Origin of the sequence: Streptomyces rimosus subsp. rimosus, from assembly GCF_000720725.1 — a bacterium.
GTDB lineage: Bacteria > Actinomycetota > Actinomycetes > Streptomycetales > Streptomycetaceae > Streptomyces > Streptomyces rimosus_A.
Window position 1 is genome coordinate 1 of record NZ_JOCQ01000107.1, and the last position, 16,286, is coordinate 16,286.

11 protein-coding genes, 2 pseudogenes and 1 riboswitch are annotated in these 16,286 nt (G+C 70.2%); of the genes and pseudogenes, 9 read left to right on the top strand and 4 right to left on the bottom strand.

Annotated features, from left to right (window positions below; genetic code table 11):
• Positions 1–355 precede the first annotated feature (355 nt).
• From IH45_RS0135345 to IH45_RS0135360, 5 genes and pseudogenes are all read left to right on the top strand, one after another.
• Positions 356–1,912, top strand: a complete 1,557-nt coding sequence (locus IH45_RS0135345; RefSeq protein ID WP_030678357.1) for a hypothetical protein — start codon at positions 356–358, stop codon at positions 1,910–1,912.
• Between the two features lie 175 nt (positions 1,913–2,087).
• Positions 2,088–2,314: riboswitch (cobalamin riboswitch) on the top strand.
• Between the two features lie 190 nt (positions 2,315–2,504).
• Positions 2,505–4,823 carry a 5-methyltetrahydropteroyltriglutamate--homocysteine S-methyltransferase gene (gene metE / locus IH45_RS0135350; protein WP_030678360.1) on the top strand — a complete coding sequence of 773 codons (2,319 nt, stop codon included), beginning with the start codon at positions 2,505–2,507 and terminating at the stop codon, positions 4,821–4,823.
• 271 nt (positions 4,824–5,094) lie between these two features.
• A pseudogene (locus IH45_RS1000000147250) lies at positions 5,095–5,655 on the top strand (lysophospholipid acyltransferase family protein); the annotation flags it as partial.
• Positions 5,656–6,322: 667 nt separating this feature from the next.
• Entirely contained in the window at positions 6,323–6,577 is a 255-nt protein-coding gene (locus tag IH45_RS1000000145585; RefSeq protein WP_078897933.1) for a hypothetical protein, read from the top strand.
• A 50-nt stretch (positions 6,578–6,627) separates the two neighbouring features.
• Positions 6,628–7,233: a hypothetical protein gene (locus IH45_RS0135360; RefSeq protein WP_050515406.1), complete on the top strand. Its 606-nt coding sequence runs from the start codon at positions 6,628–6,630 to the stop codon at positions 7,231–7,233.
• 501 nt (positions 7,234–7,734) lie between these two features.
• Here the strand turns inward: IH45_RS0135360 and IH45_RS0135365 are convergent.
• From IH45_RS0135365 to IH45_RS1000000145595, 4 genes are all read right to left on the bottom strand, one after another.
• On the bottom strand, positions 7,735–9,060 hold the full coding sequence (locus IH45_RS0135365; protein WP_158813368.1) for a hypothetical protein: 1,326 nt from the start codon (positions 9,058–9,060) through the stop codon (positions 7,735–7,737).
• Positions 9,061–9,113: 53 nt separating this feature from the next.
• On the bottom strand, positions 9,114–10,208 hold the full coding sequence (locus IH45_RS1000000145590; protein ID WP_063763081.1) for a WXG100 family type VII secretion target: 1,095 nt from the start codon (positions 10,206–10,208) through the stop codon (positions 9,114–9,116).
• Positions 10,205–10,534, bottom strand: coding sequence for a hypothetical protein (locus IH45_RS0135375; protein ID WP_030678375.1), 330 nt, complete (start codon positions 10,532–10,534; stop codon positions 10,205–10,207). Before IH45_RS0135375 ends, IH45_RS1000000145590 begins: the two co-directional genes overlap by 4 nt.
• Before the next feature lie 1,255 nt (positions 10,535–11,789).
• On the bottom strand, positions 11,790–12,233 hold the full coding sequence (locus IH45_RS1000000145595; RefSeq protein ID WP_050515408.1) for a hypothetical protein: 444 nt from the start codon (positions 12,231–12,233) through the stop codon (positions 11,790–11,792).
• A gap of 675 nt (positions 12,234–12,908) precedes the next feature.
• Between IH45_RS1000000145595 and IH45_RS01000000144450 the strand changes: the two genes are divergently transcribed.
• The 4 genes and pseudogenes from IH45_RS01000000144450 to IH45_RS0135405 form a co-directional block, all read left to right on the top strand.
• On the top strand, positions 12,909–13,262 hold the full coding sequence (locus IH45_RS01000000144450) for an SCO4225 family membrane protein (RefSeq protein ID WP_032918874.1): 354 nt from the start codon (positions 12,909–12,911) through the stop codon (positions 13,260–13,262).
• A 397-nt stretch (positions 13,263–13,659) separates the two neighbouring features.
• Positions 13,660–14,400 (top strand): hypothetical protein, encoded by a 741-nt coding sequence (locus IH45_RS1000000149560; protein WP_199810755.1) that lies wholly within the window; start codon positions 13,660–13,662, stop codon positions 14,398–14,400.
• Positions 14,397–15,785: an ATP-binding protein gene (locus IH45_RS0135400; RefSeq protein ID WP_394298729.1), complete on the top strand. Its 1,389-nt coding sequence runs from the start codon at positions 14,397–14,399 to the stop codon at positions 15,783–15,785. Before IH45_RS1000000149560 ends, IH45_RS0135400 begins: the two co-directional genes overlap by 4 nt.
• Before the next feature lie 66 nt (positions 15,786–15,851).
• Positions 15,852–16,049: pseudogene (locus tag IH45_RS0135405) on the top strand (ATP-binding protein); the annotation flags it as partial.
• Positions 16,050–16,286 lie beyond the last annotated feature (237 nt).

Consider the following 16,286-nt stretch of genomic DNA (forward strand, 5'->3'; position numbering starts at 1 on the left):
CCTACCTCCACGCCCCGCCCCGCCCCGCCCCCACGACACGGCGACTCCTTCACCGCCCACGGCCCACGCAAACACGACAGCAATTCCGTTCACCCATCAACATTCGGCGAGGCGGCTCCGCCCGTCGCCGAATAGCCCACGAGGCGGAAATAGTTCATCGCGAAATCACCATTGGTACGTATCAATGCCCCGCCGCGCAGGCCGAATTCGCTCCGGCCCACCGGTCATGGCATGATCACCCAGCTCCCTTTCCGCACCTCTCCACTTCTTCGCAACCGTCCCATTGTTGTGAGGCGCCGTTCCCGAGGGCGACTTCGTCGCGGCGTACCCCATCCCACATTCTTTAGGGCTCACCTTGCGTACGATCACCAAGCAGGCGCTAATACCTGCCCTGACCGTCATCTCCCTGCTGGCTTCCGGGTGTTCGGCGGCCAGTGGCACCGATACCGGCCCCGGCGGATCCGCCGAACCCGGTGCCGGGGCGACCGCCGCCCAGGCCGCCGAGGGCCGGGATGCCGCCGACACCACGGCCGGCAAAGCCGCAGGCGGCGGGCAGCGGCTGACCGTCGACGCGGCACCCGCGTCGCCCGGCCCCGCCGGTACGGCGGCCGTGGCCCGTCCGTCCGGCAACGGACGCCCGCAGTACAAGTCCGCGCTACGGGTTGCCTCGTACGACCGCAGCAGTGGCCGCGCGGTCATCGTCAGCCCGGCGAAACACGCCCCGAGCCCCACTCCTTCGACCTCGGCACCCTCCTCCCCCTCCCCCACCCCCTCTGCCTCCACGCCCCCGAAGAACTCGGCCGTGGCCGTCGGCGACGTCATCGCGAGCGCGCCCGCACCCGGCGCCCCCAGCGGCGTCCTGGCCAAGGTCACCGCGGTGCGCAGCACGACCGCGAAGGGCACCGAGGTCAACACCGCGCCGGCCACGCTCGACGCGCTGCTGGGCAAGGGCGAGGCCGACGGAAAGGTGCCCGTCGATCCGGCAGCCGTTTCGGTCGAGCCGCTGGTCAAGGGGGTGAAGGTCTCCTGGGCGAGGAAGGGCGAGCGCCGCTTCGGGCCCCACGGCGCCACGTTGCCCCTCGGCAGCCTGCGCCTGGACGTCGGTGCGTCGGTCGCCACCGCGGAGGGCGCCCCGGCGAGTGCCTCGGCCTCGGTTTCCGGCTTCGTGCAGCTGTCGCCCAAGGTGGAGTTCGCTTACGACGGCAACCGCGCGCACGCCACGCCCGCCCCGGGCCCCGCCGGCCGCACGGCGCCCGGCGGTGCGTTCATCGGGCTGTCCGGTGACTGGTCCTCCCAGTGGCGCTTCAAGGGCCAGGCCGCCGCCTCCACCGCGAACGGCAAGCCGCTGCGGGTGCCGTTCGCCAAGCTCCACGCCGATCCGGTCATCCAGGTCGGCCCGGTCCCCGTCGTCGTCAATCTGGACCTCACGTGCTACCTCGCGGTCGAGGCGGACGGGCGGGTCAGCGTCGACATCAAGCAGGACCTCAAGGGCGACTTCCGGGTCGGCGGCAGCTACTCCTGGGCCGGGGGCTGGAAGCCCGTCAGCGAATCCGGCATGCACTCCACCCCGGTTCAGGCCGCGGTGACGGCGTCGGGCCGGGCGAAGGCCACACTCGGTGCCGAGGCGAGCGTCGGCCTGTACGGTGCGGTCGGGGTGAGCGCCGATGTCGCTCCGTATCTGCGCGGCGAGGCCAGTGCCGCGGCCACCGGTTCCTCCGACGGGAAGGGTTCCGTCACGGCCGACTGGAAGGCCTTCGGAGGGCTGGATCTGAGCGGCTCGCTCCAGGCTCAGCTGACGATCTTCGGCACTCCGCTCTTCCAGAAGCGCATCCCGCTGGGCACCCTGCACCGGGAGTGGAAACTCGCGTCCGGCCACTTCTCCTCCGCCACGTCGCAGCCGCCTGCCGGCTGAGCCCTCCCGCGGGTAACGCCGAAGCCGTACGGGCACCGGTTCCAGCCGGTCCCGTACGGCTTCGGCGTTTGCGGCTCGGTCCCGCGTCCCGTACGGTCTCCCGCCTTCCCCCTTCCCGTCTCATTCCTCGTTCCGCAATGTGAACAGGGCTGTCCGCCCGGGCCATGGTCGATCTACTGTGTCCGGTGCAGCTGGTTCGCCCTGCCCGCCAGGCAGGCGCGTCGTAAGAGGGAACCCGGTGGGAATCCGGGACTGCCCCGCAGCGGTGAGCGGGAACGACCGCCGTCATACGCACTGGATCCGGGCCGCGGATCCGGGAAGCGACGGCCAGTAGGTGCCCGCCGGGAGAGCCCGGCAGGCGTGCCCGTGAGTCCGAAGACCTGCCCGTTGCCCGCGCGCGTCCATGCGTGCGTGGTCATCCCGGAGACCTCGAGGGCGGGTTGGGAGCGTTCCGGACGTAGTCCGGAACCGTACATGTCAGGCGGGCAGGAGCGTCGGCGCACGCTTCGCGGCTCGTCCGGCGTGTCATTCCTTCGCGTTCTCGTCCCGTCCCCGGGACGCACTCAAGAACACATCCGCGAAGGAGAGTTCCGTGACAGCGAAGCCCGCAGCCGCGGCAGCACGGGCCACCGTGTACGGCTACCCCCGCCAGGGACGAAACCGGGAACTGAAGAAAGCCGTCGAGGGCTACTGGAAGGGCCGCGTCACCGCGGACGCCCTGGTGGAGACCGCCCGGGACCTGCGCCGTACGAACTGGCAGCAGCTGGCGGACGCCGGTCTCCACGAGGTGCCGACCGGCGACTTCTCGTACTACGACCACGTCCTGGACACCAGCGTCATGGTCGGAGCCGTCCCGGACCGGCACCGCGCCGCCGTCGAGACCGACGCCCTGGGCGGCTACTTCGCGATGGCGCGCGGCACGCAGGACGTGGCGCCGCTGGAGATGACGAAGTGGTTCGACACCAACTACCACTACCTGGTGCCCGAGTTGGGCCCCGACACGGTCTTCGCCGCGGACTCCGCCAAGCAGGTCGGTGAGCTCAAGGAAGCGCTCGCCCTCGGGCACACCCCGCGCCCGGTACTCGTCGGCCCGGTCACCTACCTCCTGCTGGCCAAGCCCGCCCCCGGGGTCGCCGCCGACTTCGACCCGCTGACCCTGCTCGACCGGCTGCTGCCCGTGTACGCCGAGGTCCTGGGCGATCTGCGCGCGGCCGGGGCCGAGTGGGTGCAGCTGGACGAGCCCGCGCTCGTCCAGGACCGCAGCCCGGCCGAACTGAACGCCGCCGAGCGCGCCTACCGCGACCTCGGTGCCCTCACCGACCGCCCGAAGCTGCTGGTCGCCTCGTACTTCGACCAGCTCGGCGAAGCCCTGCCGGTCCTGGCCAAGGCTCCTGTCGACGGCCTGGCGCTGGACTTCACCGAGGCCGCGGCCGGCAACCTGGAAGCGCTCGCCGCGGTGGGCGGCCTGCCCGGCAAGCGCCTGGTCGCCGGTGTCGTCAACGGCCGCAACATCTGGATCAACGACTACGAGAAGTCGCTGGCCACACTCGGGACCCTGCTGGGACTGGCCGGCCGGGTCGACGTGGCCGCCTCCTGCTCCCTGCTGCACGTGCCGCTCGACGCCGCCGTCGAGCGCGACATCGATCCGCAGATCCTGCGCTGGCTCGCGTTCGCCGAGCAGAAGACGGCCGAGATCGCCACGCTCGCCCGCGGTCTCGCGCGGGGCACCGACACGATCGCCGCCGAACTGGCCGCCAACCGCGCGGACCTGGCGTCCCGCGCCGGTTCCGCGATCACGCACGACCCCGCCGTACGCGCCCGCGCCGCCGCCGTCACCGACGCGGACGGCCGCCGCTCGGCGCCGTACACGGAGCGCGCCGTCGCGCAACGGGCCCACTTGGGCCTGCCCCTGCTGCCGACCACCACCATCGGCTCCTTCCCGCAGACCGGCGAGCTGCGCACCGCCCGCGCCGACCTGCGGGCCGGACGGATCGACACCGCCGGCTACGAGGAGCGCATCGAGAACGAGATCCGCGAAGTCCTCGCCTTCCAGGAGAAGGCGGGCATCGATGTCCTGGTGCACGGCGAGCCCGAACGCAACGACATGGTCCAGTACTTCGCGGAGCAGCTGACCGGCTATCTCGCCACGCAGCACGGCTGGGTCCAGTCGTACGGCACGCGGTACGTGCGTCCGCCGGTCCTGGCCGGCGACATCTCGCGGCCCGAGCCGATGACGGTGCGCTGGACGACGTACGCCCAGTCCCGCACCGACCGTCCCGTCAAAGGCATGCTGACCGGCCCGGTCACCATGCTCGCCTGGTCCTTCGTCCGCGACGACCAGCCGCTCGGCGACACCGCCCGCCAGGTGGCCCTGGCCCTGCGCGACGAGGTCGGCGACCTCGAAGCGGCGGGCACCTCGGTCATCCAGGTCGACGAGCCCGCCCTGCGCGAGACACTGCCGCTGCGCGCCGCCGGTCACGCCGCCTACCTCGCCTGGGCCACCGAGGCGTTCCGCCTCACCACGAGCGGCGTGCGGGACCGTACCCAGATCCATACGCACATGTGCTACGCCGAGTTCGGCGACATCGTCCAGGCCATCGACGACCTCGACGCCGATGTCATCAGCCTGGAGGCGGCCCGCTCCCATATGCAGGTCGCCCGCGAACTGGCCGCCCACGGCTACCCGCGCGAGGCCGGTCCGGGGGTGTACGACATCCACTCGCCCCGCGTGCCCAGCGCCGAAGAGGCGGCGAGCCTGCTGCGCAAGGGCCTCGACGCCATCCCGGCCGAGCGCCTGTGGGTCAACCCGGACTGCGGCCTGAAGACCCGCGCCTGGCCCGAGACCCGCGCTTCGCTGGAAAACCTCGTCGCCGCCGCGCGGACCGTCCGGGCGGAGATTCCGTCGTCCTGACCGGGGCCGGTGACAGCCGGGGACCGGCAACGGCCAGGGCCCGGTGACAGCCGGTCCCCAATCACAGCCGAGGCCCGGTGACGGCCGGGAGGGCGCACACCCGAGCGTCCTCCCGGCCGTTCACCACCACCTTCCGGCGTCGCACCTCACCGGTATCCCCACGGGTGGTTACGGACGCTCGCGCCTGCATCTAGACTACGTCCCTCTGCACCTCGTCTGACCTGCGTAAACAGTGCCGTTGAGCCGGTTCCGGAGAGTGAGGGGAGGCCCTGTGTTCTACCAGGTGCTCAAGTACGTGTTTCTGGGGCCGTTGCTGCGGCTGGTCTTCCGGCCGCGGGTGGAGGGGCTGGAACATGTGCCCTTGCAGGGGCCGGCGATCATTGCGGGCAATCATCTGTCGTTCTCGGATCACTTCGTGATGCCGGTGATCGTGCCGAGGCGGGTGACGTTCCTGGCGAAGTCCGAGTACTTCACGGGGCCCGGTGTGCGCGGGCGGCTGACCGCGGCGTTCTTCCGGGGGATCGGGCAGATTCCGGTGGACCGCTCCGGCGGCAAGGCGGCGCAGGCCGCGTTGCGGTCCGGGCTGGCGGTGTTGCGCAAGGGACGGGTGCTGGGGATCTACCCGGAGGGGACGCGGTCGCACGACGGGCGGCTCTACAAGGGCCGTACGGGAGTGGCCGCGATGGCGATCAAGGCGCAGGTGCCGGTGGTGCCGTGCGCGATGATCGGAACGTTCGAGGCACAGCCCACCGGCCGCCGCCTGCCCCGCGCCATGCGCATCACCATCCGCTTCGGCAAGCCCCTGGAATTCGAGCGCTTCGCCTCCCGCGCCCGGCCTGATCACCGCACACCGGTCTGCCCGTTTCCCGCGGTTTCCGGCAGCTCGCGGCAGTTGCCCGCAGGAACCTGCCGCGCCGATTTCCCATGCGTCTCCCAGTTGATCATGCCCAACCGGCTCCGGACCGCCCATCGGGAGAGGCGATCCCGACAATCGTCACCGCCGTTCACGAGCGCGCGACGGTACCGGAAAAACGGAGCCGCTCGTCCCCCTGACGGGCAATGGATGATGGGGGGGCTGAACAGGTGCCACGTCCTGCACCCTCCTTGCCTGGGCTCTGGTTCAGCTCACCCCGCGTCCTCGGATGCTTCGTTGATACCGCACACCAAGAGACCCCGGCCGCAACCGCAGCATGCTCGCGACGAGAACGCGCGCGGCGGCCAGCGCCGGGCCGTACTCGCGTGCACGACCGCGCAACCCTCCAGGCAACGGCAGATGCGCTGGCCGCAGCCCAACACATTCGCCCTGCCCCGGCACGGACAGCTCTTCGAGGGCCTGAGCGCGCTGGTACACCGCCGTGAGCCCCTCGATGCGGTCACCAGTCACCGTGCTGTCAAAAGCCCAGCACCAGTCCCTGCTACACGCCGACTTCGCCCCCGCCGCCCTGATCGGCCTGCTCTCCACCCCAGTCGGCACCCCCGAATACTGGAGTGAAAAAATCTTGCGGCGCGCCCTGCTCGCCCAGGCCCGCACCACCGCCCTGCGCATCCGGACTTTCATCGATGATGCGGCCAACACCCCGCGCCAGCTCGCCACCGGCAGCCGCCGCGCCCTGGCCGAGCTGACCGCCCTGCGCACCCGCTGGCGGCGCGCCACCCGCAGCCCCGCCGCGCCCTCCCGCTCCCCGGCCGGGCCCCGCGCCGGGCCCCGCCTGCGGACCACCGCTGCCTCACCCACCACCCGTGTCTCCCGATAGCCCCTGCCCGGCCGGGCCGCCGCGTCCGGCCGGGCCCAGGAACGAGCGCCATGCCCCAGCCCGAGACCGCCGCCCACGTCCGCCTCGGCCGCCACCCTCAGCACACCTCCGCCGTCACCGCCGCCCTCACCAGCTCCTCCCCCACCACCGCCCGTGCCCTGCTGAGCGTCCACGGCTTCCGCGCCACCGGCGAACACACCCTGGTCCTGGCCCGCATCGACCATGAGGAACCCCACTACGCCCAGCAGGCCGGCCACCCCCTGCACTGGCTGGACCGCGACGTGATCCGAGACGTCTTCGCCCAGTCCCAGCAGATCCATGACGACATCATGTCCGGACACCTGGTCATTCACCTGCACGCCCACGACGGCTGGACCACCGACGCCGTCGGCACCTACCGCGACGGCCACAGCGTCCACCTGCACGGCGAAGACCACCTGCGGCAGATCGCCCTGGACTTCACCAGCCCCGCCAAAGCCATCTCCGACTTCGAGCGTCTCTACGGCGCCGCGATCCGTCCCGGCCCGGCCCCCGCCACCGAACAGGCAGCCGCCCAGGTCCTCACCCCCGCCGAGGCGAAGCCCGAGCCGCAACAGACGGGGCAAAGTTTGGCGACCAACACTCATAGTCCGAAGGGCCCAGGGCTTGACCAGTAGCGATTGACCGTCGTCGCTCCAAACCAGGCTGGGGCACTCAACGCACATCGGACAACGCCTCTACTGGTCAATCGCTTAACTGGTGAAAGCGTTGACCGGTACGGTCGCGGCATGACGGATTCCCCGATCTTCAGGTACGAGGTCATCGCTCTGGCCCGACCGATTGGGCAGGATGATCAACCACCAGCAGCGTCGTGGACGACTGGTCTGGCACTGCTCACGGCCTCGGCCGCCAAATCCTGAAGCGTTGGCAGGCGGAGCCCTCGGAGCAAGTACACCGAAGAAAGCACTGTGCTTGTGCAGGTGAGTGGCAGTAGCGGCGCCTGGGCCGCGGTGTAGGCGCGGATGTGGTCGCATACGGGCTCAGGCCAGGCAACAGGCCCGACAGGTGTTTCAGGACGACGCCGGCCGCCGTGAAGGGGCCGGCGGGCAGGGGGTGATGTGGTCAGAGCGATCATTGTGTCGGGGGTGTTTTCTGGCTCGCTCTGGCAGCTGCCTCTTTCAGGCCTGCCGCACCAGCTGGCGCAAATAGTGCGTACGCCAACGGTTGATCAGCGCCAGACCGACGATCGGCCCGGCCCCGGCGACCAGGAAACAGGCGAGGCGCAGCGACCCGTTGCCGTATCCGGCACCCGACACCAGCAGGGTCACGGCGAGGAAGGCGGCAGTGAAGCAGACCAGTCCTGGTCTGTGTACCTGGGGCTGCCACAGTAGGTACGGGCCCACGGGGCGGATCGCTTGCAGGTTCTCGGGGAGGGGTTCGGTAACGGGTTCGCCCGCCGGGGCGTGCGGGGGCGTGCCGATGGTTGTCGTTCCCCGTATGTACCGGCCGTCGTCCAGGACGAGCAGGGCGGGGACGGAGTACTCGGGCCGGTCCTCCGGCTTGGGGGCCCAGTACAGCCGGCCCTCGGCGCCCATGAGGGCTTCGGCAAGCGGTATGGGGTCCAGGCACCGCTCCAGCAGCAGATCGCGGCTTTCGCTTGACGAGATCAGACGCAGCGCGGGACTCAGGAGCGGACCGTACGACTTCGAGCCACTGATCGGGCGTCCGAAACGGTCGCCCGCACCCGCGGCCACGACCCGGACCCGGAGCATCCGGGGCTCGCCGTCGCTGAACACGCCGTCCCAGGGGAGTGCGGCAGCACGTCTACGGAAGGCGGTTCCGGCGCAGGCCAAGGGGAAAATACCCCAGACGCCCAGCATCACCAGATCTTGCGGCCCGGCACGCCCACCGAGCAGCGAGCGCAGTTGGGCGCGGGTGTCCAGAATGACTCCTGCGGTGAGGTCGCTGGGGGCGTACAAGCCCGGGAAACTGTCACCCGGGTGCGGCGGCTGGGGGGAGCGCATGGTGCTCTTGAGCCGTGGTGCTCCTTTCCCGGGCCGCCCGGTGGCCGCGTCCCCGTCTCCGTCCCTGACTGGGATCGTGACCGTGACCGCGGATTCGTAGTAGCTGTAGCCCTTGCCCTTTTTCAGGTACGAGTGGTGAACCTGAACGATCGTCACGTCCGAGAGGCGCGGGCTGTGCGCGCGAATCGCGGCCACTTGGGGCGAGCCGTCCGCCACCGAGGAAAACAGCAGGAAAAGCGGCAGCGGCCATGCTGTCAGAACGAGGAGGATGAGGGGGACGCGCCTCTCGGGCCACCAACGAATCCGCCGCCCCCCTTCTGGGACGGGCCGGGCCGATGCCTTCCACCCGCTCCCCGTACGTCCGCTCGCCGACCGCCACCACGCCAGCATTGCGGCAGCACAGACCGCCAGGCAACCGAGCAGATCCCAGCGGGGATACGGCGCGACCTTCCGCAGCAGCAGGCAGATCAGGAAGGCCACGGCACCGCCCCAGGCCACGGCGGCAGCCAGGGCGGTGCCGGTGTCACGCTCCTTCACCCGAACACGTCCCTCACTGTTCCCTTCTTCGGTGCCTGTGCCGCGCTGGGACCGGCGTCCTCGCTCTTCGTGTCGTCCGGCCCGTCGCCGACGATGGCATTGTGCACGGGCACGCCGATGGCGCCGATACCGCCGTAGGCGGCTCCCTGAGCCGGCCCCTCGACCGAGAAGTGCGGGCCCTCCCGCCCGGGTGGCAGGTGCTTGTTCGCTCCGTGTACGGCTCCGCCTCCCACGCCGCCGCCGACCCCGTTGACCGTCGCGTCCCAGAGCATGTCGTTTCCGCTGACGTCGTTCGACGAATCGTTGTCGAGGTTTTTCGTCCCGTCGACGGCGAACCCGCCTGCCACGCTGCCTGTGGCGCCGCCCGCGATGTCACCGAGTAGCGGCCGGCCCGCTTTGCCCAGCCCCCGGGAAACAGCTAGCCCGGGTCCGGTGCCGACGACCGCGGAGAGCCCGCCTTGCCAGGTCGCGTCGAACAAGTTGGTGTCCTGCCCGGTCAGCGTGTTGGTGATGACGGTGCCGCCGGTGTTGCTGGCCCAGTTGACCAGGACGTTCTTCAAGAAGCGGTGCTTCGCCAGCCCGGAGATGGCTTTGAACGCCTGTCCGACCTTCTGGAGGATGGTGCCGAGCGTTTTGGCGAGTTTGGCGGCCCGGGCGGCGAGCTGGGCGGCTCGGGCGGCCCCCGCGGCCGCCGAAAAGCCCATGGTCAGGAAGGACAAGCCGACCGAAATTCCGACGGAGATGCCGATTTCCAGATAGATCTGGTGAATCTCGTGGTTGATCTCCTCGACGGCGTCCGCCGCCTCATCGAGACTCTCTGCCGCCTGCGGCAATTGCGGCAGGGTCTTGTCCATTCCCGCCTTGAGGTCTTTCCAATGTTTCGCGAAGGCGTCAGCTGCCGGTCCCCGCCATCCGGAACCCAGGGTCCGTTGCACTTCGTGGTCCAGGCCCTGGAACATGCTCTGGAGGTTGTCGTGGAGATCCCGCCACCCCTTGGCCGCCGCGCGGAGAGTGACGGGGTCTCCGCCGGGGTTGATGATTTCCAGGCCGGCCTCGTAGACCTGTTCCGCTACGGATTCGTCTCCGCTCACGCGTGACGCCCCCGGCCAAAGCTGCTCGAAAGGGACTCATCAGTCGCCGTGGCGTTCTGCTGGACCTGGCGCATCCCCTGGCTGACCTGGTCGAGATGGCGCCGCAGCTCGTTCAGCGTCTCCGCCAGGTCGGTGGACAGCTCGATGTATGCGGAGGTGACCTCCTCGGATTCGGTGAGGACGCCGAATCCGTCATGAATGGCCTCGGATCCGGTCTTCGTCTGGAATTCTTTGAGATAGCTCTCCAGGTCCGACCCGTAGGTCTCGAAGCTCTTCGCAAGCTTTCCGAGAGCCGCCGCATCCACTAAAGACTCGCTCTTGGACATGAGTCACCCCTTACTGTTCCCCGTCCCGAAGCAGCAGACGCTACGACGAGAAACGGCACGACCGCGCCGTCCGGACTCCGAGTTTATGAAGGAGTGATCACCGGAAAAGCGCTCGGAGGTTTTATTGTCGCGCCCTTACCGGATTCTTTATGCTGAAAATATGCACGCAAGGCGGAGCCCTCAGTTCCGGATTGACCCGCCTCACGCACAGCGGTCAGCACCTGCCGCCCTTGTACAGCTATGCCGCCCAGTGGTGTCCGAGGCCGGCCAAGACTGCGAGTTTGTCCGGGGCGCAGCTTGGCACTCCTGGTCCAGAGCCGCGCGGAAGCCCGCCACCAGCGCGACCCGGCCACCCGCTGACTGTCCGTACGCCCGCGCCGCCACCGCACCCGGCGATGGGAACCTGCCCCGGCGTCGGCCGCATCGGAGTCGTTGCGCGGGTGCCATTCATCCACCAGGTGCAGGGCGACGGCAGCGAGGCGGCGATGGCTGCGGGGCACATAGCCGGCGCACCGGGGGCAGCCGCTGCTGCTTGCCGGCCCCACCCGAGCTTGCCCGTCCCGGGCGGGCCGCCATGCGTGCGGGGCCGGTACCCGCTGCTCCGCCGGGACCGGCCCCGCCGCTACCTCGGGGCGCTTCCAGTCCACCCCGCGCCGCAGGCCGCCGCGCGGTGAGCGCGGCCAGACCGGCTCACGCTACCCTTCACGACGGCGGAAAGGCGCAGCAATCGGTGGCCGCCGCGCTGGCCGCGCAAGGCCGGGACTACGGGGTACTGAAGAGAGGCGGCGGGGCAGGCGCCGTCGCGGCCGCCACGTCCGGGGTCGGCTCCTCTCCGGCCCCGGACGAGCGCCTCACCACCGTCGCAGGGCCGCGGGAGTGCCCCGGGGCAACGGGCGGCGGGCAGGCCGCAACCATGCGTCCGCTGCTGGAATGCGGACCCGGCGGCCTGCTCTGTCGGCTCAACCGATGGGTCGAGCGGACAGGTGGCAACGCACCGGCCGGGGCTGGGGCAGGCGTTGACCAGAGTAGAACCGCCGGTGGCATCCCTCAATGGGCCTCATACCGACACCGGACCGAGGCCGGCGGGCAACAGGCTCCGACCGTTCCGGCCTGGCCTGTCGGGTGAGCAACAGTCCCCGAGCTCCACGTTCGTCTTCCAGCTTCCGACTCGGTAGAGAGTGCCTGGACCTAGCGGCGCATCGCAGGCACCGCGATCTCCGCTACCAACGCGGCAGCCGTGGGCCGGCCGCCACGTTCAGCGTCGAGCCCGGCGTTGCGAGAGCCGAACGACCGGCGCCACGATCAGCAGGAGCAGGATCGCCGGCACACCCACGGACATGGACAGGCCGGCTCCGATGTTCGCGCCGATGGTTGCGGCGGTGACCACCCGCCCCACCACCCCGGCAATCAGCCCCGCCGCTACCAGGGGCAGCAGGACCGGCCACCAGCGCCGCTCGAAAGTGCCCCTGCGCGAGGCACGGACCAGTACGGCCCCGCTGATCACCGCCAGTACCAGACAGACGGCACCCGGTGTCGTCTCCAAGCCTTCTGCAAAGTGCGGGGGCTCGACGGCACGGCTGACCTCAGACGGCGCCCCCGGCTCATCCAGCGGTCCTATCAGGCCCCACGCGGCGACCGGCACGGCCGCGACCAGAACCGCGGAAGCCACCGCATGGAAGTGGAATGTGCGCGTCCTCATGCGGGCATCCTGCCCATTCCCCGGCTCGGCGGTCAATGAGTACCCGCTCCTGGACGGAAGCGCCGGGCGGCCAAGACACCGGCGGCGCCGCGCCCGGCGACACCATCCAAGAGGAAGAGGGGCACAGATACGGTGCGCGGGAGCGGACCCGCCACCGAGTTGATCTCTATCCGGGTTTTGCCTGCTGCCTGGCTTTGCCCTGCGGTTTGGACCTGCGTGCCCGGCAGCAGCGTGATGTGGACGCTGCGGGCCCAGCCCTACAGCCGGCCGCGTGCCCGGCGGGCGATCACAGGCTCTGATCGCCCGGACTGTGGAGGTGGCCCACGATTCTCTGTGGTCCGCCTCAGCGAACCACCAGGTCAGAGACTGTCGCGCCTCGTTAACGGCCATGAGTGACGATTGAGGTACGGCTGACGCACGATCTCGGCACGGCTGTAACACCGGGATGGCTCACTGATATGCGAGCACGGAGGCATCCGCCGTCCGTGTCGGCGTTTCGAGGCGTCCCTGTGGCAGTTGGGACTGCTCTGCGCAGGGTCACAACGAGGTAAACGACTCCGTCGTGCCCGAGGCGTCCAGCCGAAGGACCAGAAGCTCCACGGCGTTGGCCGCGGCCATGCCTGCCGCGGCACCAGAAGGGGCGGAACAGCACCGATCCCCGGGAGAAGGAAGACCATGAACACCCAACGACTGCGCTCACTGCTACGCCTGACCTTCGGCAACCGCGCCTCGCAGCTCTACCTCGCGCTGGTCACCGCCGCGGCCATCGTCAGCGAGCTCATGGGCACCGTTACGCTGTCCCCGTTCTCCGGGTTGTTGCTGATCATCGCCGCCTTCCCGGCGCTCTTCGTCTTCCTGATGGCCAACGGGCTCGTGTCGGGCTGGGATGCGGAACCGAACGGGCTCTTCTGGCTCGCCTGGACGCTGTCCGTCCTCGTCCAAGCATTTTTCATCGGATACCTGGCGTCACGAGCCTCGCGACGCGCGCGACCGGCTCGGCGGCCCGGTCCTGCCCCGCGCTGGCACTGATCAAGCACCGGCGCGCCACCTCTTGGCGTCAGGCGTTGCGAGCGAAACGACAACGTCTACGACTACGACAGAAGGTGGGAGCAATTCCGAAGGGCGTGCGGTACCTGGGCCCGTCCCCGATCGACGGCGGCTGGGCCGGCTCCTCAGCCGTCTGGTGGAGCCCGGGCAGAGGCGTCCGGTCCGGCCGGGTAGGGCTGCGGCGGGCCGGTCTCGCCCGTGCGGAGGGGAAGACGGGGCGCGCGTGCCCGGAGCCCCGCCGCCCTGCGGTTACGGCACCGTTCGCGTCCCTATGGGTGGCCGTTACACAGCCGCCGGTTTGCCGCAACAGGGGGCAGCCAGCATCGTGACGATGTGAGCCCTTCGGCCTGCGCCTGTGTGTCCACCGACAGGAAATGATGTGTCCTGCCCCTGCTCCCGGTCGTCTTCCGGCCGCGTACGGCTCTGGTCGGCGCTCCTTGCCGCGGTGGCGGTGGCCGCGTCGCTGAGCGGTTGTACGCAGACCGGGAACCCCCGGAGCGCCGGGCGGACACCGGCCGCCTCCGCTCCGGCCCGGCTGTGGCAGGAGCCTTCGCAGTCCCCCTCGTCCAGCCCGGAGGCCGCCGAACCCGATCCCGTCCCCCTGCCCGGGGCGCCGAAGGTGCCGTCCGGCGACCTGCGCAATGCCTCGTGGCTCGGCATCGTCAAGGCACAGGCCGCCGTGGGCGTCACGATGAACAACGCGCTGCCGTTCGACCAGAACACCACGCAGAGAATCAACCGGTGTACCGCGGACCGGCAGCACGACCGGCAGTGTCCGCTACGGGCCCCGCAGTACCGGGATCTGACCGGTGATGGGAAGGACGAGCTGATCGTCGGCATCGAGGGGCCGCGCGACGTGACCGTCTGGGCCTTCAGAAGTACAGGCGGGCGCGTGGTCCGGATCCTGGACACCTTCGCCCGACCGCTGTCGATCGAGGTGTCCGGCCGGAAGGTGATCCTGCGCGAGCCCAGCGGCTCGACCGGCTACGAGCAGCGCACCGTCTACTCCTGGAACGAACGGGAGCAGACCATGGGTATGCGGAGCACGGAATACGACCGGCTGCGCCCCGCCGCTTCCGGATCGCCCTCCCCCTCCGCGCCGTCGAAGGCCCCGCGGTGAGCGCCCGCACGGCCCGGAGGGAGGAGCGACGGCTGCGGCTGCCGTCGTGGACGGCAACGCTGCAGTGGAAGGCCGCCCTGTTCATCATGGTCATGTGCTGCTTCCTGGCCGCGGTGCTCGGCATCCTGGTCCACGTCCTGGTCAGTCGGCAGACCGAGGAGCAGGCCAGGGACGCGGCGCTGACCCGGCTGGATTCCGTCGTCGCGTCGTACGTGGCCGGGGAGCCGCTCGGCCGCGACGCGCGGCTGGACCCGCCGGAGCTGCCGCCGGCCCTGCGGAAAATGGCACACAAGGGCGAGCGCGGCACCCAGCTCGGCCAGCGGAACGGCCGCCCGACCATGTGGGCGGTGGCACCGGCCGACGGCAAAGCCCTGGCCGTCGGCCAGGACTACCGCGAACGGGCGGACGTCATCAGCAGCCTGGACCAGACCATCATCAGATCCGCAGCCCTTGCGATCACCCTGACCCTCTTCGTCGGCCTGTTCGTCACCGACGGCGTCACCCGGCGTCTGCACCGCACCGCCCAGGTGGCCCACCGCATCAGCACCGGTGACCTCGACGCCCGGGTGGACGACCCCCGCGCACAGCGGCCCAACCGTACCCGGGACGAGACCGCCGCCGTGGCCGCCGCACTCGACGCGATGGCCGCCAGCCTGCAGAGCAAGCTGCACAGCGAGCAGCGGTTCACCGCCGATGTCGCCCATGAGCTGCGCACCCCGCTCACCGGACTGCACGCGGCCGCCGAACTGCTGCCGCCGGGGCGGCCCACCGAAATGGTCCAAGAACGCGTACAGGCCATGCGCCGGCTGACCGAAGACCTCTTGGAAATCTCCCGGCTGGACGCCCAGGTGGAACGCGCCGACCTCGACGTACACCGGCTCGGGCCACTGGCCGAACGCGCCGTACGAGCCACCGGGGTGGAGGCCGAAGTGCGGGTGGTACAGGACCGTGAGGTGGAGACCGACCAGCGCAGGCTGGAGCGGGTCCTGGGCAACCTCGTCGTCAACGCGCACAAACACGGCCGTCCGCCGGTGGTCCTCACCGTGGACGGGCCGGTCGTCACGGTGCGCGACCACGGCGACGGCTACCCCGACGAACTGCTCGCCGAGGGCCCGCAGCGCTTCCGCAGCCGCCCCAAGAACGGCGGGAAGAACAGCGGGCACGGGCTCGGACTGACGATCGCCATCGGGCAGGCACGCGTCCTCGGCACCACCCTGCGCTTCTCCAACGCCCCCGACGGCGGCGCCATCGCCGAACTCACCCTCCACCCGCCCGCCGCCGACCGGCGCCAGCCACCGGACAGGACTCCCCCGCCCGAGGACAGTCACACCGGCACCCCACGCCAGGACACCGACACCCGAGAGGGGTCCGCATACGACGAATGAGGCTTCGGTGCAGCAGGAATGGGTGCCTGCCGCTCGTGGCAGCATCCGGCGTCATCAGTAGAGGCCGGAGCCAAGCTGCTGTTCCAGATCTTCACCGAGAGAGAAGAACGCCGGGCCATCGCGATCGCGTCGAACGCCCCGTTCTCGGAGTGGAAGCAGACCTTCACCGCCCCCCGGCTCCGCACGGCCATCGTGGATCGGGTCACGTTCAACGCACACATCGTCGAGACCGGCACCCAGTCCTACCGGTTCGCGCAGACCTAGCGGAAACCCCGTCGCCGACCTGCACCGACAACTGCGGCCGACCTCCCGCACGGGAGGTCGGCCGCAGCCATTTCGGGCCCAGCCGTCAAGTCCCAGTGCCAGCCGCACCATCGCCCGTTCTCGTCCAGCCGCCGCGGCCACCGGGAGGTCCGCGGCTTGAGCCGAGCCGGGTCGGCAACCCTCCACACACCTGTCGGGGATGCGCTGACGGAGGTCCACCGAGGCTTCGAACTACCG